Origin of the sequence: Paraglaciecola marina (genome assembly GCF_004360155.1) — a bacterium.
Lineage (GTDB): Bacteria > Pseudomonadota > Gammaproteobacteria > Enterobacterales > Alteromonadaceae > Paraglaciecola > Paraglaciecola marina.
Genome location: NZ_ML178725.1, coordinates 43286 through 63440, shown reverse-complemented (window position 1 = coordinate 63440; position 20155 = coordinate 43286). Strand labels below are relative to the sequence as shown.

General features: G+C 39.2%; 18 protein-coding genes. 8 read left to right on the top strand and 10 right to left on the bottom strand.

Annotated elements, in window-relative coordinates; all coding sequences use genetic code 11:
* Positions 1-160: 160 nt before the first annotated feature.
* From EOK74_RS04830 to proB, 6 genes are all read right to left on the bottom strand, one after another.
* Positions 161-412 carry a hypothetical protein gene (locus EOK74_RS04830; RefSeq protein ID WP_133468796.1) on the bottom strand — a complete coding sequence of 84 codons (252 nt, stop codon included), beginning with the start codon at positions 410-412 and terminating at the stop codon, positions 161-163.
* Between the two features lie 137 nt (positions 413-549).
* Positions 550-2238 (bottom strand): 7TM-DISM domain-containing protein, encoded by a 1689-nt coding sequence (locus EOK74_RS04825; RefSeq protein WP_133468795.1) that lies wholly within the window; start codon positions 2236-2238, stop codon positions 550-552.
* 406 nt (positions 2239-2644) lie between these two features.
* A complete protein-coding gene (locus EOK74_RS04820) occupies positions 2645-3073 on the bottom strand; it encodes an HAD family hydrolase (protein WP_166638715.1) in 429 nt (142 codons plus the stop codon).
* A gap of 35 nt (positions 3074-3108) precedes the next feature.
* Entirely contained in the window at positions 3109-4425 is a 1317-nt protein-coding gene (locus tag EOK74_RS04815; protein ID WP_133468793.1) for an amidohydrolase, read from the bottom strand.
* 219 nt (positions 4426-4644) lie between these two features.
* Positions 4645-5895 carry a glutamate-5-semialdehyde dehydrogenase gene (locus tag EOK74_RS04810; protein ID WP_133468792.1) on the bottom strand — a complete coding sequence of 417 codons (1251 nt, stop codon included), beginning with the start codon at positions 5893-5895 and terminating at the stop codon, positions 4645-4647.
* Between the two features lie 29 nt (positions 5896-5924).
* A complete protein-coding gene (gene proB / locus EOK74_RS04805) occupies positions 5925-7022 on the bottom strand; it encodes a glutamate 5-kinase (protein ID WP_133468791.1) in 1098 nt (365 codons plus the stop codon).
* A gap of 296 nt (positions 7023-7318) precedes the next feature.
* On the opposite strand from proB, the gene EOK74_RS04800 reads away from it, so the two are divergent.
* The 3 genes from EOK74_RS04800 to EOK74_RS21175 all read left to right on the top strand — a co-directional run bounded on the left by EOK74_RS04800 (position 7319) and on the right by EOK74_RS21175 (position 10619).
* Complete coding sequence (locus EOK74_RS04800) at positions 7319-9781, top strand: M1 family metallopeptidase (protein WP_133468790.1); 2463 nt, start codon at positions 7319-7321, stop codon at positions 9779-9781.
* 2 nt (positions 9782-9783) lie between these two features.
* Entirely contained in the window at positions 9784-10287 is a 504-nt protein-coding gene (locus EOK74_RS04795; protein WP_133468789.1) for a DUF6702 family protein, read from the top strand.
* 209 nt (positions 10288-10496) lie between these two features.
* Positions 10497-10619 carry a hypothetical protein gene (locus EOK74_RS21175; protein ID WP_275404663.1) on the top strand — a complete coding sequence of 41 codons (123 nt, stop codon included), beginning with the start codon at positions 10497-10499 and terminating at the stop codon, positions 10617-10619.
* Positions 10620-10633: 14 nt separating this feature from the next.
* Here the strand turns inward: EOK74_RS21175 and EOK74_RS04790 are convergent, their stop codons facing one another.
* Both EOK74_RS04790 and EOK74_RS04785 read right to left on the bottom strand, forming a co-directional pair.
* Positions 10634-10936 carry a DUF6482 family protein gene (locus tag EOK74_RS04790; RefSeq protein ID WP_133468788.1) on the bottom strand — a complete coding sequence of 101 codons (303 nt, stop codon included), beginning with the start codon at positions 10934-10936 and terminating at the stop codon, positions 10634-10636.
* 77 nt (positions 10937-11013) lie between these two features.
* Positions 11014-11607, bottom strand: a complete 594-nt coding sequence (locus EOK74_RS04785) for a hypothetical protein (RefSeq protein ID WP_133468787.1) — start codon at positions 11605-11607, stop codon at positions 11014-11016.
* A 319-nt stretch (positions 11608-11926) separates the two neighbouring features.
* Between EOK74_RS04785 and EOK74_RS04780 the strand changes: the two genes are divergently transcribed.
* Genes EOK74_RS04780 through EOK74_RS04770 form a run of 3 tightly spaced genes read left to right on the top strand, consistent with a single transcriptional unit; the run spans position 11927 to position 14632 of the window.
* On the top strand, positions 11927-12760 hold the full coding sequence (locus EOK74_RS04780; protein WP_133468786.1) for a DUF3014 domain-containing protein: 834 nt from the start codon (positions 11927-11929) through the stop codon (positions 12758-12760).
* Between the two features lie 15 nt (positions 12761-12775).
* Positions 12776-13321, top strand: a complete 546-nt coding sequence (locus EOK74_RS04775; protein WP_133468785.1) for a DUF1285 domain-containing protein — start codon at positions 12776-12778, stop codon at positions 13319-13321.
* Between the two features lie 12 nt (positions 13322-13333).
* The gene (locus EOK74_RS04770; protein ID WP_133468784.1) at positions 13334-14632 is read left to right on the top strand and encodes an amidohydrolase family protein; all 1299 of its coding nucleotides are present in this window, start codon (positions 13334-13336) and stop codon (positions 14630-14632) included.
* A 34-nt stretch (positions 14633-14666) separates the two neighbouring features.
* Here EOK74_RS04770 and EOK74_RS04765 read toward each other — a convergent pair whose 3' ends face one another.
* Positions 14667-16010 (bottom strand): OmpP1/FadL family transporter, encoded by a 1344-nt coding sequence (locus EOK74_RS04765; protein ID WP_133468783.1) that lies wholly within the window; start codon positions 16008-16010, stop codon positions 14667-14669.
* 147 nt (positions 16011-16157) lie between these two features.
* On the opposite strand from EOK74_RS04765, the gene EOK74_RS04760 reads away from it, so the two are divergent.
* Both EOK74_RS04760 and EOK74_RS04755 read left to right on the top strand, forming a co-directional pair.
* On the top strand, positions 16158-16913 hold the full coding sequence (locus EOK74_RS04760) for a class I SAM-dependent methyltransferase (RefSeq protein WP_133468782.1): 756 nt from the start codon (positions 16158-16160) through the stop codon (positions 16911-16913).
* 182 nt (positions 16914-17095) lie between these two features.
* Positions 17096-18166: a GGDEF domain-containing protein gene (locus EOK74_RS04755; RefSeq protein ID WP_133468781.1), complete on the top strand. Its 1071-nt coding sequence runs from the start codon at positions 17096-17098 to the stop codon at positions 18164-18166.
* Positions 18167-18226: 60 nt separating this feature from the next.
* Here EOK74_RS04755 and EOK74_RS04750 read toward each other — a convergent pair whose 3' ends face one another.
* Positions 18227-20080 carry a serine hydrolase domain-containing protein gene (locus tag EOK74_RS04750; RefSeq protein ID WP_166638714.1) on the bottom strand — a complete coding sequence of 618 codons (1854 nt, stop codon included), beginning with the start codon at positions 20078-20080 and terminating at the stop codon, positions 18227-18229.
* Positions 20081-20155 lie beyond the last annotated feature (75 nt).

The window sequence follows — 20155 nt, the reverse complement described above, 5'->3', positions numbered from 1 at the left end:
AACACGCTGCCCCCCAAACCAGAAATGGTATAGGCTCTTAGCGTCAAATTTGTATGAGTGAAATTAACCCTCTGGTAAGGATACTATTCGATATTAATTTAGAAATTGTTCACTTAATAGTTGTTGGCGCTTTTATTAGTGCCCTTTGTACCGTTAATAATTAAACCAAACTTAAACAAGAGCTCGAAACGCAAACTCTTTTATAACCTTGTCCACCAAACAATATGTCGTCAGAAAAATCGACTAATATTTCATAAAAATACTCTTTACACTCTGGGTCACTAGATCGCTTAGGGTGACTAGATACTATCCCAGAAATATACTCATTTGGTGATAGTGCATCTTTAACTACCACTCTCGTTCCTACTGAAAAAACTTGACCTGAATTTTCGTCTTCAACATCACACTCCATGATTCCTCCCGCACCGATTTTAATTTATAGAGGTACACAACTAAGAAGGTGCTCAGAAAATACAGTACAAAAAACAAGGTGACGTCCCAATTCAGGATTTGGGACCTAAAAGAGACGTTAATTTTACCCTAGGAAGGCTAAGAAGGCTCTTTGGGAGCAATGTTGCTCTTATTTTTCTGATTAAAAAGTTTACGGTATAGGCTAGGTGTAGTGTCAAAGTATTCTTTAAACAATCGATTGAAGTTACTTTTAGAGTTAAAGCCACATTCTAAGGCCACATTTAGAATCTGTTTATCTGGCTTATCTTTAAGTAAATTAGCTGCTGCATCGAGGCGCTTAATATTGATGAGAGTTGGAAAAGACGTATTGAGTTCGCTACTTATCAAAGCTGACAATTGATCTGGACGGACATCGATGTTCGATGCCACATTTTCCACACTAAGCCCTGGTTCTAAAAACGCTTTTTCTGTATCAAGATGTGCTAATAGATTCACTATGGTTGTGTGCGGGTTGATGTTGCCCAGGCGACCATTTGATTCTTGGCGAATAGCCCCCTCTGATGGTGATGATTGATTTATCGACGTTACTTCGACATCAATATCGTTTTGCCGCTGTGCAATTTTTTCCAGCTTTATTAATAATTCATCACGTTCATGGCGCAATGCATAGTGTCTAAACATTAAACTCAATGATATGACCACAACATCAAATATGAATGACCATAAAATTAGTTTGGAAGTAATTGGTGTAAAGGGCAATAAGCCAAGAAAGGTAAATACATAAACTAGGGACGCAATAACGGTAAATATGAGCGGAGTACCAAGCCATAAGGCTAAGTAATTATCTTGTTTTATAGCTCTAATTGTACCAATTGTCACGAGAATAGCGATTCCGCTAGCGACGAATAAAACCAATACTACACGCACTAGGTTAATGACAGGAAATAAAGTAATAATTATGCTGATTAAGACAAAAACTAAATATACATTTATCAGGTAATGTAAGCGGGGCATGGTAATAACGCTACGTACGTATTTCTGTAGAAATAGAGCAAAGAAGGCGCAACTAAGTAAGGCAAAAATATAATGGCTGCGATTTTTTATGGCAATATTGTCCGGCCAAAAAACTAGATTACCCTCACCGAAGTAAAATAAGTTATAAGCAAATCCAAAAAATATACCGGCGGCATAATACAAAGTAATTCTATCCGTTATCCTATGATTCATCACAATTTGAAAAGCAATAAAAACCAGCAAAATCAATGTATAGAAAATATGTAAGGCTTTTATCTCTGATGAATGCTGTCCATACGAAAAACTACTCCGTATTTTCGGCAAAAAAGAAACGACTGTTCCTGACTGGACCCGAATGTAAAGATGTGCTGATTGTTGTGACTTTAAGTTAAATTGAAATGTTGGGGAGGAAGAAAGCTGTCCAGAAATAGGACGGTAATCTCCAGACGATAAATGTTGTAAATCATTATCACTGACTAAATAAAAATCCACATAATCTAGTCGAGTGTTGTTTAAGGTCAAATACCATTCGTTATTTTCAGTATGATTAATTAACTCTTGTTTAAACCAATATACCTCAGAAGAAAAACCTGTATCGAATAAGGTGGAATAAGTATTTTTCCAACCCTTTGACTGATGAATGATTTCATTAAAATCCAAGTCAACAATTTGATACTGAATATTAGCAAAGGTATTCTCTTTTCCTTTGCCCAATGACATTACATTCGATTGATTTTCATCTGCGTTGGCTTTTCCAACCAATAAAACTAAAAGTAAAAAAAGCGCCCATTGCATTGCCTTCCATCTACACATACTACTACCTTGAACTCATGATGCTGGGTATACTGAATCTTCCCCTAATGACATCATAAAAAGGCAACCAAACATATGCTTCGATACCAATTTCTGGGGAATTATTATGTTACAAGGGGTGTATATTTATAATAATAAATCACTAGGGTTAACATAATCATTCATGTTTCTAGCTCTCTTATCTCAAAAAATAAACATTCCATTAGGAGCAAATAACGCATCGAATATTATCTACATCATCGGAGGTAAATTAGATATGAAGCGTGCTTTTAAAAAAGCCGATAATTTTTAATTTATGCTACCACACTAACAAAAATGAAATAAATAATGAGCATCTCGATAAATTGAGTCCTCTATTAGTAATCGAACGAGATTACAATATAGAGGTAAGTAATTTCGTCCTAAATCATGATATTAGACTTGTTAGTTGCTTAACTACCTCAACATCTTGACTGTATGCATGGCAGCTAGGATTAAACCATACAGCTTGCAATCCCGCGCTGATGGGCGCTAATACATCTCTTTCTAAAGAATCTCCCACCATAGTCACTTGATGGGTATTAACACCTAGTTTTTTAATGATTTTAGGATAGTAGGCTTTGTCAGTTTTACCTGTGCCTAAGTTTTCACGGCAGAATATTTGGGTGATGTAGTCACTCAACCCCGCCCTCACTAGTGCTTTGCGAATTTGAGCTTCAGAAGAGTCTTCTGCATTGGTTGCAAGGTGGCATTGAGCATGTTGACTCAGGTGTTTTAAGCAAACTAACGCGCCACTTACTGCTTGTACTTGAGGCCAGTCGCACATTGGGCCAACTTGATTAGGGAGGTCCACCATAAGCGTGTCCCCCCAATCAAATAAATAGTGCTGGGTCATTTTTGCATAATGTTGATTGCAGCATTGGTCAGCGCTTGGCTGGCAGTATTAATCACAGTTTTAGCTTCTGGTGCCCAAAATGGACTATGCAAAGAAGGCAGTGAAGCTTCTCCTTTTTGAGACTTTTCCCATGAGTCATGGGGTACACCGCCAACCCAAAAGATCACACTTTGAATAGACTTATCAGCACGGTAAAAGCGTCCAAAATCTTCGCCGCCCATAACCGGTGGAGATTTAATGACTCTGTCTTGCCCAAACTGCTTGGAAAACAATGCTAATAATTCTTCACTCAACTCTTTGGTGTTATAGGTAGCAGGAGTGTATTCATCTTTTAGTTTAACCACAGGCATGAGGTCTTCTGGGAGACCTGCCGCTATGGCTTCACCTTTAGCAATACGCGCAATACCGTCTAATAAGGCTTGGCGAGTTTCGTCAGAATAGCTGCGAATAGTAAGAAGTAGCTTGGCTTCATCAGAAATTATATTGTGTTTCGCTCCAGCATGAAAACTCCCAACTGTTACTACTGCTGCATCTTGTGGGTCTAATTCACGGCTCACTAGCGTTTGTAAAGAACCCACAATACGGCTTGCTAAAACGATAGGATCTTTTGTGGTGTGTGGATAAGCACCATGACCGCCTCGGCCTTTTACAATAATATCCACACTATCAACATTTGCTAATGCAAAACCTGGGGTTAACCCTATGGTGCCTGCGGGTAAACCTGCAGAATCATGAAATGCTAGGGCATAATCAGGTTTAGGGAAACGCTCATACAAGCCATCATTTAGCATGTCTCTGGCGCCTTTGCCTCGCTCTTCAGCGGGTTGCAAAATCATTACCAAAGTACCTGACCAAGTATCTTTGAGCGACACGAGCGCACTGGCTGTGCCTACCCAGCTAGTCATATGGGTATCGTGGCCACATGCGTGCATTACACCGGACTCAATACCATCTTCTGTTGTAGCTCGCTCTTTAGAGGCAAAAGGCAAGCCGGTTTGTTCTATTACGGGCAGTCCGTCCATATCCGCACGTATCATCACCACAGGACCTGGGCCATTTTTGTATACGGCAACCACGCCTGTGCCACCCACGTTTTCTGTCACTTCAAAACCTAAAGCTTTGGCACGCTTTGCAAGTTTTGCCGCAGTCTTTACTTCAAAGCCGCTAAGCTCAGGGTGGGCATGTAAGTCTTCATATAAATCCATAAGTTGTGGTAATTGAGACTCAATCTGTTTGCTTATTTCATCTGCATAAACCGGAGCATTGCTACCTATTAACATTAACCCAGCGGTGATTACGTGTTTTATCTTCATGTTTTGCCTTTTTAATTATTTGAAATGAGCGATGATGTTTTATTGTTTATGAAACAACATGACAGCAGAAAACTAAGAAGGTTATTTATACAACAAAGTACAAGATGGGTGTAGTGAATCTATCAAAGAAAGGTAAGACAGTAGATATATACTCAAAAAATACAAGGTAAACTCGTTAGCGCAGTTCCTTTGCTACTAACGAGTTATTGCAAATAACAGTTAAGCTCTTACTTCGCCATCACCCATAACAATGAATTTCTCTGTGGTGAGTGATTCAGCGCCCATAGGTCCATAAGCGTGTAATTTACTTGTAGAAATCCCAATTTCAGCACCTAAACCTAATTGGCCGCCATCTGAGAAGCGAGATGATGCGTTTACCATGACCACAGCAGAGTTTATACGACGTATAAATTCTTGGGTTTTTGAGTAGTCTTGACTGGCAATGACTTCTGTATGACCTGAGCTATATTCTTCGATATGCTCTATGGCTTGCTCAAAGTCTGACACCACCTTAATTGCTATTTCCATGGCTAGGTATTCGGCATGCCAATCATCTTTAGTGGCTACTTCAGCACCTTCAAAGTATTCTATGCTGCTTTCACATGCGTGAATGACAGTGTTGTGCTCTGCTAATAATGCGGCAGCTTTTGGTAAAAAGGTTGCAGCAATATCTTTATGTACAAGCAGCGTTTCTAAAGAATTACATACGCCCGTCCGTTGGGTTTTGCCGTTTTTCAACAAATTGATAGCTTTGGCTTCATCAGCTGTGCTATCCACATAAAGATGACACACACCTTTGTAATGTTGAATCACAGGTATACGACTGTTTTCTGAAACAAAGCGTATAAGTCCTTCACCGCCTCGGGGAATAATTAAATCAATAGACTCATTAAGGGTCATTAACTCGTTCATTACAGCACGGTCAGTATCTGGTACTACAACCACAGCTGCAGGGTCGATTTGCTGCTTAGCCAAGGCGAACTTAATGCACTCAGCTAGGGCTAGGTTTGAGTGAACGGCTTCTTTACCACCCCGTAACACCACAGCGTTACCTGCTTTCAAACATAATGCAGCAGCATCAATCGTGACATTTGGGCGAGATTCATAAATCATCGCAATAACACCAAGGGGGATGCGCATTTTTCCCACTTGAATGCCACTTGGCATACGTTCAATTTTAGAAATTGAGCCTACTGGATCGGTTTGCTCGGCAATTTCAATGACTGCGTCAGCAATACCTTGAATACGCTTAGGATCAAGTGCGAGGCGGTCTAACATGGCGGCATCTAAACCGTTTTCTTCACCTGCCGCTAAATCTTTAGCATTGGCGATTAAAATACTTTCAGTATTTGATATTAAAGACTCGGCGATATCGGTTAATAGCTGATCTTTTTGCTGAGCATTTAAATTTGCGACTTGACGGGCTGCCTTTTTTGCTTCTTTAGCGGCTTCCGTTATAGAAAAACTCATGGTGTATTTCCTTTAAAATAATTTATTAATTACAGCAGTACTAAGTCATCTCTATGCACGACAACTTCACCTAGGGTGTAACCCAAGGTATCTTCAATATCACTACTGTTTAGACCTTTAATTTGCGATAGTTCGGCGGCGCTATAAAGAGCTAACCCTTTGGCGATAACTTTCTTCTTATAGCTAATATTAACCGCATCACCAGATTCAAACTTTTTAGTCGTACTGACAATACCTGGTGGCAATAAAGAGGCACCGTTTTCAAGTAAGGCTTTGGCAGCACCTTCGTCTACCCTTATAGTACCTCTTGGCTTCAACGTATATTTGAGCCAATTACCTCTAGCACTATGATTGCTCTCTAATGGCGTAAATGATGTACCCGCCAATTGTCCTTTGCCCAAGGTGGTGAATACGTCTTCATCACGGCCATTAACAATTAATGTTTGAATACCTGAGCTCACACACTTTTTAGCCGCTTGTATTTTGGTGTACATTCCACCAGTACCAGAAGAAGTCCCAGCGCCACCTGCTAAATCAAATATGCTTTGGTCGATACTGGTAACCAAAGGCATTAAACTCGCATCCGGGTTTTTCCGCGGATCTGCGCTATATAAACCATCAATATCGGTACAAATAATTAAGGTGTCGGCTTCTGCAACCAAGGCAGTATAAGCGGCTAGGTTATCATTATCGCCCACCTTTAATTCATTGATAGCAACCGTATCGTTTTCATTTACGATAGGTATTATGTGATTTTTTAATAATTCACGAAGAGTATTTTTGATATTAACGTAACGGGTACGATCGTGAAGATCATCAGACGTTAATAGAATTTGCGCGCAATCACTTGCGAATAATTTTGCCCAATTGGACATCATTTCCATCTGCCCAATGGCAGCCATTGCTTGTTTTTCTGCAATGGAAGGTCGGTGGTTATGGGCTATCTTACCCTTACCAGCAGCAACACTGCCCGACGATACTAAAATAACTTCTTTACCTAGCTTGCGACTATCAGTTATAAATTGAGCAATATGAGCTAAATATTTTGCACTACACTGATTATCAGATGGAGCAATCAAACTGCTCCCCACTTTTACAACGGCTCTTTGCCATTCTAGTTTTTTCATCATCCCCCCTACAATTTAGTTGCAGTAAGGGTACGGCAACCAGCTTAATAAACAAGCTGATGTAGTTATAAGCTATGGTTTAATATAAATAAAGCCCCCAATTAACAACCTTTTTCTTTATATCAAAACAAACGTTTCAAATGTAAAAAGCAAACAAAAGATTCTTAAGAGAGCAATACAAGAGGCCGGACTTTACTCCGAAAATGTTATATTATCACGCGGCTAATTGGATTAAAGATTATCTTAAAAATTCTGGTCTAGTAGCACTTCACAACATACAACCATCAGGGAAATTCATGCTTAAACAACTTATCACGATAACTATGTTATCGTTTTTAGCTATTGCTTCGGCTAACGCTGCTATTAGTCAAACAAAAGGTGATTTTGAAGATAAATTTCGCCAATTAGACGAATCATTACCCACACCTAATGTTTACCGTAACGCAGCTGGTGAGCCGGGCCATAAATATTGGCAACAACAGGTTGATTATAAGATAAAGGCTAAATTAAACGAAGAAAAACGTCGTATAGAAGCTAGCCAAACTATCACTTATCACAACAACTCTCCGGATACCTTGAAGTATTTATGGATGCAGTTGGATCAAAACAAATTCCGTAATGATTCTCTGTCTGCCATGACAACTACATTTGGTGGCATTGGCAATCGAGGGCCAGCTACAGCGGCAGCTTCAGCAGGTAAAGCAGCACAACTTAGCTTAGGTGCATTACGTCGCCAACAGTTTACCGAAGACAATGTTTTAGGTTATGACATTCAGTCGGTTACCGATAAAAGCGGTAACAAGCTTAAATTTACTATTGTTGGTACTAATATGCGTATCGACTTACCTAATTCATTAAAGCCGGGTAAAAAGATCGTATTTAACCTAGATTACGCATTCAACATAGTTGAAGAAGATGCGGTTTCTGCACGCTCTGGATACGAACACTTTCCAGATGACGAACGTGAAGGTGGTAACGATATTTTCTTACTAGCCCAATGGTACCCGCGTTTACATGCTTACACAGATTACGAAGCTTGGACCAATAAAGAATTTATTGGCCGTGGTGAGTTCACCTTAGAGTTTGGTAATTATGATGTTGAGTTAACAGTTCCTGCAGACCATATCGTTAGTTCTACCGGTGCTCTGCAAAACCCTAGAGATGTTTTAACATCAACTCAACGTAAACGTTTAGAACAAGCTAAAAATGCAGAGCGTATAGTCTTTGTTGTCACTGCAGAAGAAGCACTAGAAAACGAAAAAGAAGGCACTGATAAATCTAAAACATGGAAATTCAGCGCTAAGAACGTCCGTGATTTTGCTTGGGCGTCTTCTCGTAAGTTCATGTGGGATGCGCGCGGTCATCAACAAGGTGGAGACGATCAACCTTTAGTTATGGCTATGTCTTTTTACCCTAAAGAAGGGGGGGACTTATGGAAGAAGTATTCAACTGAGTCCATTATTCAAACCTTAGAAGTTTACTCACGCTTTTCTTTCGATTACCCATACCCGGTAGCTCAATCTGTTAATGGTCCAGTAGGCGGCATGGAATACCCAATGATCACCTTTAATGGCCCGCGTACAGAGCTACAAAAAGATGGTAGCCGTACTTATTCTCAAGCTGAAAAACGCTTTTTGATTGGCGTAGTCATCCACGAAATTGGGCATATTTATTTTCCTATGATTGTAAACTCTGATGAGCGTCAGTGGACTTGGATGGACGAAGGGCTTAATAGCTTTTTAGACGGTGTTGCTGGTCGTGAGTGGGATCCTACTATTCCTTGGGGTGTTGAGCCTCGCGATATAGTCGCTTACATGAAGTCGTCAACCCAAGTACCTATCATGACTCAATCAGATAGCGTATTACGTTTAGGCCCTAATGCTTACACTAAGCCGGCCGCTGCGTTAAATATTTTACGTGAGACCATTCTAGGTCGTGAATTATTCGATTTTGCCTTTAAAGAGTATGCACAGCGCTGGAAATATAAACGCCCTACACCTTCTGATTTTTTCCGCACCATGGAAGAAGCATCGGGTGTTGATTTAGATTGGTTCTGGCGTGGTTGGTTTTACACCACAGACCACGTTGATATCTCGTTAGATAGTATTTATAAACTACGTTTAGATACCCTTGACCCTGATATTGATTTTGACCGTCTACGTCAAGAAGAGCTTGATAAGCCATTGTCTTTAACTGACGAGCGTAACAAAGCTGAAGGCAGAGAGCTTTGGGTTAACCGTTTTTCTGATATCACAGACTTTTATGACGAAAACGACCGTTTTACTGTTACAAACAAAGAGCGTAACAAGTATCAGAAGTTTTTAAGTAAACTTAAGCCATGGGAAAAAGCCACCCTAGAGCGTGCTGTAGCCGAAGACAAAAACTACTATGTATTAGAGTTTTCTAACCTGGGTGGTTTAGTAATGCCTATCATATTAGAGCTTACCTTTGCCGATGGCACCACAGAAAATCAGTATATTCCTGCTGAAATTTGGCGTCGAACACCTAAAGCGGTAAGCAAAATGATTATCACCGATAAAGACAAAGAGCTAGTTAGTGTCACTGTTGATCCTCGCTGGGAAACTGCCGATGTGGATGTAAACAACAACCACTACCCTCGTAAAATTATACCTTCACGTATTGAGGCCTACAAAACCAAGAAACGTACCGGCAAAGTATATAGAGATATCATGCAAGATATCAAAACCGAGGCTAAGTCTTACGATGACAGCACAACCGAAGATGAAGACTCAAACTAACAGTGAGTAACTTCATTAAACTCTTAGTGGGGACGCTGTTATTCACAGCGTTTTCACTGAGTGCTCATCAGCAAAAAACTTCAATAAGCACGGTATTGTTTAACCCGCGCACCAAAAATATCGAAATTATGCATAGGTTTAGGGTCCATGATGCTGAACATGCTGCAAAAGAGATTTTTGGTAAAGATGCCGATATGATTGACTCTGAGATCACTCAGCAACAATTTAGTGATTACGTGAATGAGCGGTTTAGACTTTTTGATAGCCAACAACAACCTTTGAAATTAAAAGGAGTTGGCCATGAATTAGACGGTAACTTTTTCTGGGTTTATCAAGAAACCACAGAGCCTTCAAATTTAGAAAACCTCACGATACAACACGAAGCATTGCGAGATCTATGGCCACAACAAGTCAATACCATTAATGTTGAAGGTAAAGGTAAACTACAAACCTTAACCTTTTCAGGCTCAGTTGAGTTGTTAAAGGTTTCCCTTAAACAAGATTAATTCTGTTTGAGTTACAGTTTAACACTAAGAGCATACCCAATAAAAATAGGCTTTTGTATCTTCTACAAGAGCCATTTTTTTAAAAGCACACCTTTCAAATCAATAATTTTTAATCACCGGCACAATACTTGATCTAGATCATAAACAACCACAACGCTCTGCTTACAATTTAACCCATGACATTAAGTGGTTATTTGAGGAGAAACAAAATGTGGAATTTAATTTTAAACGATCCAGTAGCATGGGGCTCAATTCTAGGTATAGGTGTTGTGGTATCGCTATGTAGCTATTACGCTTATTTGTTTATTCATAACACTAGCCAAAACCTATAAACACGGCCTTTAGCTTAGCCCATTGAAAATGGCAGTGGGCTATCAGCTTGTGCTGATTCTGGGTTGCCTATCATTTCGTCATAGGGTGACTCATGTAACATCTGTGCAGCTAGTATATTGCAGTGTTCAAATGCATTTCGAACATCTTGACTGCTATTAAAACGCTTAGGTTTGTTATCTTGGTATACCAAACCTTTGCGATTACCAATCTCAAGTTCTACTAGATATATGCTCATTTCATAAGAGCGTACAGTTAGCCTATCCACAACTATATTTTGGGACTCAATGGTTTTTATTGAAAATTTAGAGTTTGCCATTAGGGTTACACCTAGCTTGCTTTTCATAAAAACCATTACGTAGCCTTTGCTAAATTGGTTCAACACTAATCACAGAATTAATCAGTATATCCCCAAGGTGCTGGTGGCGCTGAAATGGGTTTGCTTAAATCAAAGTCAACTCTAAACTCCCGACCTTCACGTACTAAGCGATACGAGAAAGTTTCGGGGTAAATATACATTTGCCACACATTAGTAATCGACTGGGGTAAACCTTGCTTGGCAAACAACTCTTTGGTGTATTGATCTGCAGGGAAGGATTGAATCTGCTCATAGCCCCCATCTAAGGTATGGCCACCATACATAGTGACAAGATCATTAGTACCATCTTTATGTCTATGATCATGCTTTAGGCTCAAACCGCTCCCTGTTTTTTTAATAATCCAAGTACGAGAGGCATTATCACCGACATAAAAAGGTATTTGTAATTCAGCTTGATCGCAATAGCGCACAAACATCACTAATTTATTATCAAAAGCTGGGCTGGGTTGATTGTCTACCGTAACTTTACCTTCATATGCTTTGCCACAATGTTTGGCAATGGCATCAAAAAATGCATCGTGAGTCGGTATTGACACCAAAGGCGCAGAACCTGCAAATACAATATTAATAGTAAACCCAACTATTAAAATAGTGAGATATCTAATACTCATAATAACTTCCTCTTTATTGAAAACTAATGTGCTAAAAACGCTTTAAAACTTGAGTAACTATGCCAGTAAAAGGAGACAAACAAATTTCACTACAATTTATGTGAATTACATGCCTTTCATTTATTTTTCACTACAAGGAGAAAATACTATTCAGTGAAGTCTAAGTACCCATAATCTGTTCGTCCAGAAACATTGTTAAAATTTTGCTACTGCATTTTTTTTGAGGTTCAGATTACTGTAATTTACGATCTACACATATCAATTGAGACAAATTTTGAGTAGGCTAATATCTAAAGGGTTTTGGTAGGAACATAACATTATGAATGATCAATCTAGCAAGTCATTGGTACCCCATTTTACAATTGGAGCAATTGTAGTTTTAATCATATTGATTGTGTTGCTTTGGCCATCTGAGCCAACTCTATATGCACCTGAAACAGAACCAACTATTGAATCCCTAATAACAACACCAATTGCAGAACCAGAGGTAGAGCCAGCGCCAACGTTTGAGGCGCCGCCAGCTGTGACTGAATTTGTTGAGTCAGAACCTGAGTCGACCCCTGAACCAGAACCTGAGCCAGAACCATTAGATGTAAGTGATGGTACTGTTAAAACTAAACTATTGTCCCTTTCTGATTACGATGCTTTTGCTAGGTTACTTATTAATGATGCCTTATTGGAACGATTTGTGGTCATGACCACTACGCTTGCCAATGAAGATATAGCAGCGAACAACAGAGTCCTTACTCAACCCGAAAAGCCGTTTCGCACATACAGACAAGCAGATAAAGACTGGATAGATCCAGCAAGTTACAAACGTTACACCCCTTATGTTGATGTTTTTGAATCCTTAGAAGTATCATCCTTGCTAGCTTTATACGAAGAATACAAACCAGCAATTAACGATATATTTGCAGAAATAGGCAATCCAAATGACAGCTTTGATGACAAACTGTCTGATGCAATAGATATACTACTGGACACCCCAGAAGTACCAGTGCCAGTAGAGGTTTATACCGACAGCGTGATGTTTAAATATGCCGATGAAAGAATTGAAGCTTTGTCAGCGCCTCAGAAACAACTATTACGTACCGGCCCAGAAAATATGCGCCGCATCAAAGCAAAATTACGAGAAATTCAGAGTGCCTTGTAGGGCACTTAATTACTAATGGCAAACTTTGATTTAGGCTCTTTTCAAGAGCAAATTAGCTCACAACAAAGGGCTTTGCCGCCAATAGAAACATGGGATCCTGATTTTTGCGGCAACATAGACATGCAAATAAAGCATGATGGTAGCTGGTTTTATATGGGTACTCCAATAGGCCGTAAGGCATTGGTTAAACTTTTTGCTAGCGTGTTAAAGCGTGAGGGTGATGAATACTTCTTAGTGACCCCAGTAGAAAAAGTCGGGATTCAAGTTGAAGACGCTCCCTTTATTATTACTCAATGGCATATTGAAGAAGGTGAGTTGGTACTAACTTCCAACATAGGTGATGTTTTAAAAGTTAGTGCTGAAAATCCAATAGAACTATTTAACGATAAACTAACAGGTGCCACATTACCCTATGCCAAAGTTCGCCGAAATTTGTGGGCCCGTTTCCACCAAAATGCATTTTATCAACTCGCCGAATTAGGCCAAGAGCAGATTATCAAAGGCCAGTCTCATTTAACTTTAGCAAGCGGTGATTATCGCTTCAGTTTAGGGACACTCTAAAAAGGATCTCCAATGAAAAATTATATTTATAATCCTATCATGGCGTTATTGGTATCCCTTTTGCCATTAACATCCAGCATCGCAGCTACCTTAATTCACACAGGTACATTAATTGATAGCACTTCTAATAAAGTAAAATCGAACATGACGATAGTGGTTGATGACAATACAATCACAGCGGTAGAAAAAGGATTTATTGCACCTCAAAGTAACGACAAGCTCATCGATTTATCTGATTACACTTTAATGCCAGGCTTCATGGATATGCATACCCATTTATCCATGCAACATAATGGACCTGAAACTTATACTGAAGGGTTTATTTTAAACGAGGCAGACTTCGCAATTAAGGGAGTAATTTACGCTAAAAGAACCCTTATGGCAGGCTTTACTACTGTGCGTAATTTAGGTGATGGTTATAACGAAACCGTAGCCCTACGTAATGCCATAAACAAAGGCATGGTGAGTGGCCCTAGAATATATACCGCAGCTAAATCAATTGCGACTACCGGTGGTCATGCGGATCCAACTAATGGCACAAGCCAGTCAATTATGGGTGATCCAGGACCTAAAGATGGGGTAATAAATGGTGTAGCCGAAGCCCGAAAAGCGGTACGGCAGCGTTATAAAGAAGGCGCTGATTTAATAAAAATCACCGCAACAGGTGGTGTGTTAAGCGTAGCTAAAAGTGGCCAAAACCCACAATTCATGATTGATGAGCTTGAGGCCATAGTAGAAACAGCTAATGATTACGGCATGACGGTGGCAGTCCATGCTCATGGTAAAGAAGGAATGTTAAGAGCCATAAAGGCTGGTGTTACATCTATCGAACATGGAACATATATGGATAAAGAGGTGATGTCGCAGATGAAAAAGCACGGCACCTATTACGTCCCCACTATTATGGCCGGCAACTGGGTAGCAGAAAAAGCTAAAATAGAAGGTTTTTTCCCAACATTAGTTAGACCCAAAGCAGCAAAAATTGGCCCTCTCATTCAAAATACCTTTGCTAAAGCTCATAAAGCTGGGGTTAAAATAGCCTTTGGAACAGACTCTGGCGTATCTGCCCATGGTGACAATGGGTTAGAATTTCAGTTAATGGTAGAAGCAGGTATGAAACCAATTGAAGCTATACGCTCAGCAACTATAAATACTGCTGAATTATTACAAATAGAGAATACATTAGGCACAATAGAAGTAGGCAAACTTGCTGACTTGGTAGCAGTTAAAGGTGATCCACTTTCTGATATTTCATTATTGCAAAATGTGAGTTTTGTTATGAAAAACGGCGAAGTCTACAAACATCTGTAGCCTTCATTCCTCAGCCTTGGCTTTTATATACCCATTAAAAATTCACACTAAAATAGCCGATAATAGTTTGTTTCGATGCGTTATAAATATCATTATTGGCTGAAGGGGGATACAAGTCTAATCCAGTAACTGTCTCGAAAGTACGTAACTCCCCTAAACGCACTTTACCGGTCCCCTTCTTTATGTAGACTCCAGTGGTAATCGGCAACTCAAAAATAAGTGTATTAAATGCCAAACTTACGCCTTTAAGATCTATGTCTTCTAAGCGCTGATTGGCAATAGTAGGGTCAATAATTGACATAGCGTTATCGGTAAAAAAACCCAACTGCAAGCTGTCTTCTTTATTCATTTTATACTGAAAGCCTACAGCATAATTTGTAACACTGGCAAAAGAACGTGTAATAGGAATAGGAAAATTTTCTAGAATATGCTCGTCCACTTCTAAGGCTTGATAGTGACTAACATCAGCACTAAAGCTAAGCCTTTCGAACTGATAAGCCATTCCCAACCTAATATTGAGGGGGTACGTTTGTTTTACCTCGCTAGAGTCATGAATGCGCGAAGCAGTTGTAATTCCCAGGATTTCCGAAGGTATGCCTGATACTAAAATAGTACTATTAAAATCATATTTACGTTTCACTGCAATATTTTTAGTCAATTTTGCACCAAAACTAAAAGCGTCTTTGTGATACAACAGGGATAAACTTGGCACAATAAAATACTTTTCATCACTAAACCTAGCTGCACTGAAAAATCCACCTTCAATCACGTCAACACCAACATCGGTGCCAGACACAACTCCAGATGCCTGATAGGTTTCAAATTGACTATATTCTAATGCCAGTGACAAACCTATGTTCCAATGATCCGTTATACTTCGCGCTCCAGCAAAAGTAATTTGGTAAGCACCATTGTCTATATCAATAGTGGCAAATTGATTTTGTTCTAAGGCAAAGGTGTCTTCTGTCGCTGCAATATCAAGGTAAACATCCCCATCTGAACGCTCTTTACTGTAATCCCTTACCATTAACGCTGCACCTAAAGTCCAATTATCAGCTGCTTGACTCACACCAAAAAATCCAGGAACAACCGAAAATGCCTTACGATTAAAGTCTTGTTCGTTACCTATACCATAAACATTTTCAAAGCTAGTTTCTTCCCAAGCAAAAGTATTGATTGAAGCCATATTACTTGAGCCTAATTTGACTAAGCCTGCTGGGTTATAAAAAATGGTGGAAAGGTCATCCGCTACAGCCGTATACGCTCCCCCTAATCCCACAGCATTTTTACCTATCAAAAGATTGTTATAATGATACTCATCCGCCAAACTAGTTTGAACTATCGCGACTAACAACCAACAAGTGAACCCATTTTTCATTCCATTCCCCTCATACACTTGATAATGTTTTTACTTGAAAGCCTTTTTACTATTTACTGGTCTTTTACGTGTTAACAACATAAATTAACTCTCAAAAAATATACAATGTATGTAAGTTAACCTAATTAACAGCAATGGAGCCATTTAATGAAAACCAGTTTAGTTTTATTCATAACACTAGTCGTTAGTGCTAACACCTTAGCTGCTAACAGTTTTGATGCAACAGCTGAGAAGATTAAGAAAGCCTTAGCCTCAGATATTAGAACTGAAGCCGATACCGTTCGAGATAAAAACCGTAAACCATTAAAAACTTTAGAATTTTTTGGTTTACGTGACGATATGAAAGTTATCGAGTTGATCCCAGGTGGCGGTTGGTACACTAAAATTTTAGCGCCTGTTGTTAACAAAAATGGGCAGTATTACGCAGCCATAGGCACTGGACGCATTGAAAAACTACTTGATGAGCCGGGTTTTAAAAATGCCAAAATAGTGGCAAAAGACGCAAACTTTTATCGTCCAGAAGGTGCGAGCTCTTACTCTTTATCTGGTGACTCTCTAGAAGTTGAAGATTTAGATATGGTACTAACTTTCCGTAATTATCATAACTTTGGTGAAGATGGGCGCCGCCACATGAACAAAATAGCTTTTGATGCACTTAAGCCTGGTGGCATATATGCTGTTGTAGACCACACTAGGCGTCACATGGAAGCTGATAATTCTCAGAACGGCCGCAGAGTAGACCCTGTTTTAGCCATTAAAGAAATACAAGAAGCTGGGTTTGAGTTCGTTGACTACAGTGATTTACACTACCGTATTGACGACGAGTTACGTTACGAAGTAGGAGTAAAAACAGTAACAGGTAACACTGACCGCTGGACAATCAAGTTCCGCAAACCAGAGTAATATATACAACTTTGTCTGCTATTGTGGGGAGCCCTCTCAGTAGCAGACATTCTAATCAAACAATAGTCTTCAATATTCAAAACCTTAGAGCATTTATTATGGTCTTTGCGACACCTTACTAATGATGGTACTGTTCTGTCTAAGGCATTTTGTACCCACGAAAATTTTTAGTTTTTTCCCGAATGAAAATACACGATCCCAGGCCAAAATTAATACGCTTGTCAGCACTTTTTATGGCTGTCAGTATTCTAATACCTACGGTCGTCACGCCTTTTTTTGTTAATCAGAGTATCTATTTTACCCTAGCCGGTATATTTAACGTTACTTTGTATATTTTATGCTTTCTAATTTTTACTTTTGATAAACCTAAATTTTGGCACATATATTTACTATTAGGGGTGATATTAATCTCAGTGACGCCACTTGTTGTAGTGACAGGCGGTGTAAATAGTCAATTTACATTATTATTCCCTGTAGCTCCTATGCTAGTAGCATTATTATCAAATAGCCGTAACGCTTGGGCTTTCTCAGTTATCCTTATTATTTTGATGGTGAGTATAACGGCCTTACAAAATCATCTACCAGATTTTACCGAAGAAAATACTTCAATAGATAAAACTCGGGCTCGCACCATATGGTTAATAGTAAGCGTAGGTTTTAGTACTACCTTTGCCACTTTGTTCAATGGTATTAATCACAAATTAAGACGTGAACTCACACTTCAAGCCTATCAAGATGTACTAACTCAAGTAAGCAATAGGCGAAGCATTCTAGAAGAACTTGATTTAAAAATTAGTCAAGTCACTCTTCAAAAGCCCTTTGCTTTGTTATTACTAGACGTTGACCATTTCAAAAAAATCAATGACCAACATGGGCATATAATAGGAGACACATGTTTACAGTTAATAGCCAAAACCATTCAGCAATCTATAAGGCAGGATATTGATCTGGTTGGCCGTTATGGAGGCGAAGAGTTTCTAATAATACTAAACGAAGTTAATGATATAGAGGCGAGCAAAATCGCCAACAAAATACTTAGCAATATTCGCAAAAGCAAAGTAGAAACAGATAACCAATCAAAAATCACACTATCAGCAACTATTGGTTTAAATTGGATAAATCAAGCCTCTAGCCACAACGCAACAAGCTTAATAGAGCAAGCTGATATAGCCCTCTATGAAGGAAAAGAAGCTGGAAGAGATAGAGTAATAAGCTATCTAGAACCTAGCTCCTCGAGTAATATCCTAGCCTAAATTAAGGCCAGTATATTACTCTAAGTTTAACTACCGCTATGTATGTTATACGCCGTTAAATTAGCGCCACAACATCAAACCTACGTAGCCATTTACCATTCCCCAAAGCACTATAATTAAATTCATAGAAATTAAAACATAAGCCACAAGGTGAGAGATTGACAAGCTAGATGGTTTTATCCCTTGATAGGCTACTTTTACTGACCAGAGTGTGGATGCTGCCCAAAAGATAGAAGCAATAAACATTAAGCCTGATGACAAGCTTAATTGCCCTGCTAAAATTTCAGGCGTCACACTTGATTTAATCATCAGCAAACTTACTAGCATCACCACCATAAAGATTAAGGGTAATAAGGCCCATAACCTCAGTTTGATACTCTCAGTCGCATAAACTTTACCTAGTTTTTTTCTGGTCAACCAAATAGGTAAATTAATGACAGAGACTAGAGTCGTAAACACCCATAGCAATATCACTATAAAAGGCACATACACCAGTATAGAGGGCACTTTCTCAAAAGTGCTTGTGCCATACTGAACTACTTGACCAGAAATAGGGTCATCAAGCACCACCATAGCGACTTTTCCAGATTTAGGCTCTAACATTGATTGAGCATCTTTAGCAGAAAGCGATCTTGGGGGACCAAACAGGGGTTTAAATAGGACTTTTTTGGCGCTTATACTTAACCGCCAAGGCATTAGGCTGATAAATGGACCCACTAGTTCAGATATAGGACTAATATTTTGATACATACCGGATAGTGTTGCAGAAGGTTGGCCATTGGCTAAATGGGTAGACGGTTTCACTGACGGTACCCCCTGTGTTAAATAAGCACTAAGCAACTGGTGAACTTGAGATACTGCTGGACTATTTGAATTACTAACAACCAAATAACCAACATTTAAACTAGGAGAATAAGCCAATAAGGAATTTGTCCCAACTAGACTACCTTCATGTGCAATAAAAACCTGTTCACCCACTCTAAGCCTAGTGTTGCCTAAACCATAGGTCAATTCTAATCCCGCATCAGTAGCATCAGTCCCCATTGGTATAGCGAACTGCTCAAGCACCCAAGGGGACAAAACCTGCTTACCGTTTATTTTTCCATCGCCAATTAGCATAGTTAAGAAAGCTGCCATGTCAGACATTGAGCTGTTTAATCCACCAGCCGCTCGATTGTTTAAATGCACATAAGAAATTGGCATTACACCTTTATATAAGGTAGCGCTGTTTTGATGGTATGTGTCTGAGTAAAAATAGTCCGATGAAGACATACTAAGGGGCTCAAAAAAATGGGTTTTGATAAAGTCTTCATATGAAGTATTAGTCAGTTTTTCAATAATAAAAGCTGCCACTAAAGGAGCAGTGTTGTTATAGGCAACTCGGGTGCCGGGTGGCCACCTTGATTCTCTAGAATCTGGGTGGATAGCTAATGCTTGCTCGATTGAAATAGGACGATTACTGGCAGGAATTTGTTCTGCAAAATGCATCCCATCCCAACCTGTTGAATGATTAAGTAAATGTTTAACCCTAAGTGGATGAGTTGCTTGCCATGGGTTGCTAAATTGAAAGTGAGGTAATAAATCTTTCACCTTGTCATCTAAACTAACTTTTCCCTGCTCAACTAAAGTCAACATGCCTAAACTGATGAACATTTTCGAAATAGAGGCAAACCGAAATTGAGTAGCTGAATCAATACTTGTTTTATCTTGTATGTTCCTTAAGCCTGATGCATAAAGCCAATCAGGTTCGCCTTCTTTGATAATAGTAACGGCAATCCCTGGTGTACGAGTTTTTTCTCTTATTTGGTCAATGGCAGCTTTTAAAGACGCTTCATCTTTCACTTGTGCTTTTGCTTGATAGCTTATAAATGGGGTCCATAAAAATAATGCCACCACATAAATCCAATATTTCATGCTGTTTTCCTTTGATTGAATGACGTAAGGTTTATATGAAATACTCAATTTTTCCGAATACTTCATTTTCTAATG

Excerpts from the sequence above, each read along its gene's own strand:
- EOK74_RS04765 (WP_133468783.1), bottom strand. The coding sequence starts at position 16,010 with ATGAAAAATGGGTTCACTTGTTGGTTGTTAGTCGCGATAGTTCAAACT.
- EOK74_RS04830 (WP_133468796.1), bottom strand. The coding sequence starts at position 412 with ATGGAGTGTGATGTTGAAGACGAAAATTCAGGTCAAGTTTTTTCAGTA.
- EOK74_RS04820 (WP_166638715.1), bottom strand. The coding sequence starts at position 3,073 with ATGGTGGACCTCCCTAATCAAGTTGGCCCAATGTGCGACTGGCCTCAA.
- EOK74_RS04810 (WP_133468792.1), bottom strand. The coding sequence starts at position 5,895 with ATGAGTTTTTCTATAACGGAAGCCGCTAAAGAAGCAAAAAAGGCAGCC.
- EOK74_RS04800 (WP_133468790.1), top strand. The coding sequence starts at position 7,319 with ATGCTTAAACAACTTATCACGATAACTATGTTATCGTTTTTAGCTATT.
- EOK74_RS04750 (WP_166638714.1), bottom strand. The coding sequence starts at position 20,080 with ATGAAATATTGGATTTATGTGGTGGCATTATTTTTATGGACCCCATTT.
- EOK74_RS21175 (WP_275404663.1), top strand. The coding sequence starts at position 10,497 with ATGTGGAATTTAATTTTAAACGATCCAGTAGCATGGGGCTCAATTCTA.
- EOK74_RS04785 (WP_133468787.1), bottom strand. The coding sequence starts at position 11,607 with ATGAGTATTAGATATCTCACTATTTTAATAGTTGGGTTTACTATTAAT.
- EOK74_RS04780 (WP_133468786.1), top strand. The coding sequence starts at position 11,927 with ATGAATGATCAATCTAGCAAGTCATTGGTACCCCATTTTACAATTGGA.
- EOK74_RS04815 (WP_133468793.1), bottom strand. The coding sequence starts at position 4,425 with ATGAAGATAAAACACGTAATCACCGCTGGGTTAATGTTAATAGGTAGC.
- EOK74_RS04760 (WP_133468782.1), top strand. The coding sequence starts at position 16,158 with ATGAAAACCAGTTTAGTTTTATTCATAACACTAGTCGTTAGTGCTAAC.
- EOK74_RS04755 (WP_133468781.1), top strand. The coding sequence starts at position 17,096 with ATGAAAATACACGATCCCAGGCCAAAATTAATACGCTTGTCAGCACTT.
- EOK74_RS04790 (WP_133468788.1), bottom strand. The coding sequence starts at position 10,936 with ATGGCAAACTCTAAATTTTCAATAAAAACCATTGAGTCCCAAAATATA.
- EOK74_RS04775 (WP_133468785.1), top strand. The coding sequence starts at position 12,776 with ATGGCAAACTTTGATTTAGGCTCTTTTCAAGAGCAAATTAGCTCACAA.
- EOK74_RS04825 (WP_133468795.1), bottom strand. The coding sequence starts at position 2,238 with ATGTGTAGATGGAAGGCAATGCAATGGGCGCTTTTTTTACTTTTAGTT.
- proB (WP_133468791.1), bottom strand. The coding sequence starts at position 7,022 with ATGAAAAAACTAGAATGGCAAAGAGCCGTTGTAAAAGTGGGGAGCAGT.
- EOK74_RS04770 (WP_133468784.1), top strand. The coding sequence starts at position 13,334 with ATGAAAAATTATATTTATAATCCTATCATGGCGTTATTGGTATCCCTT.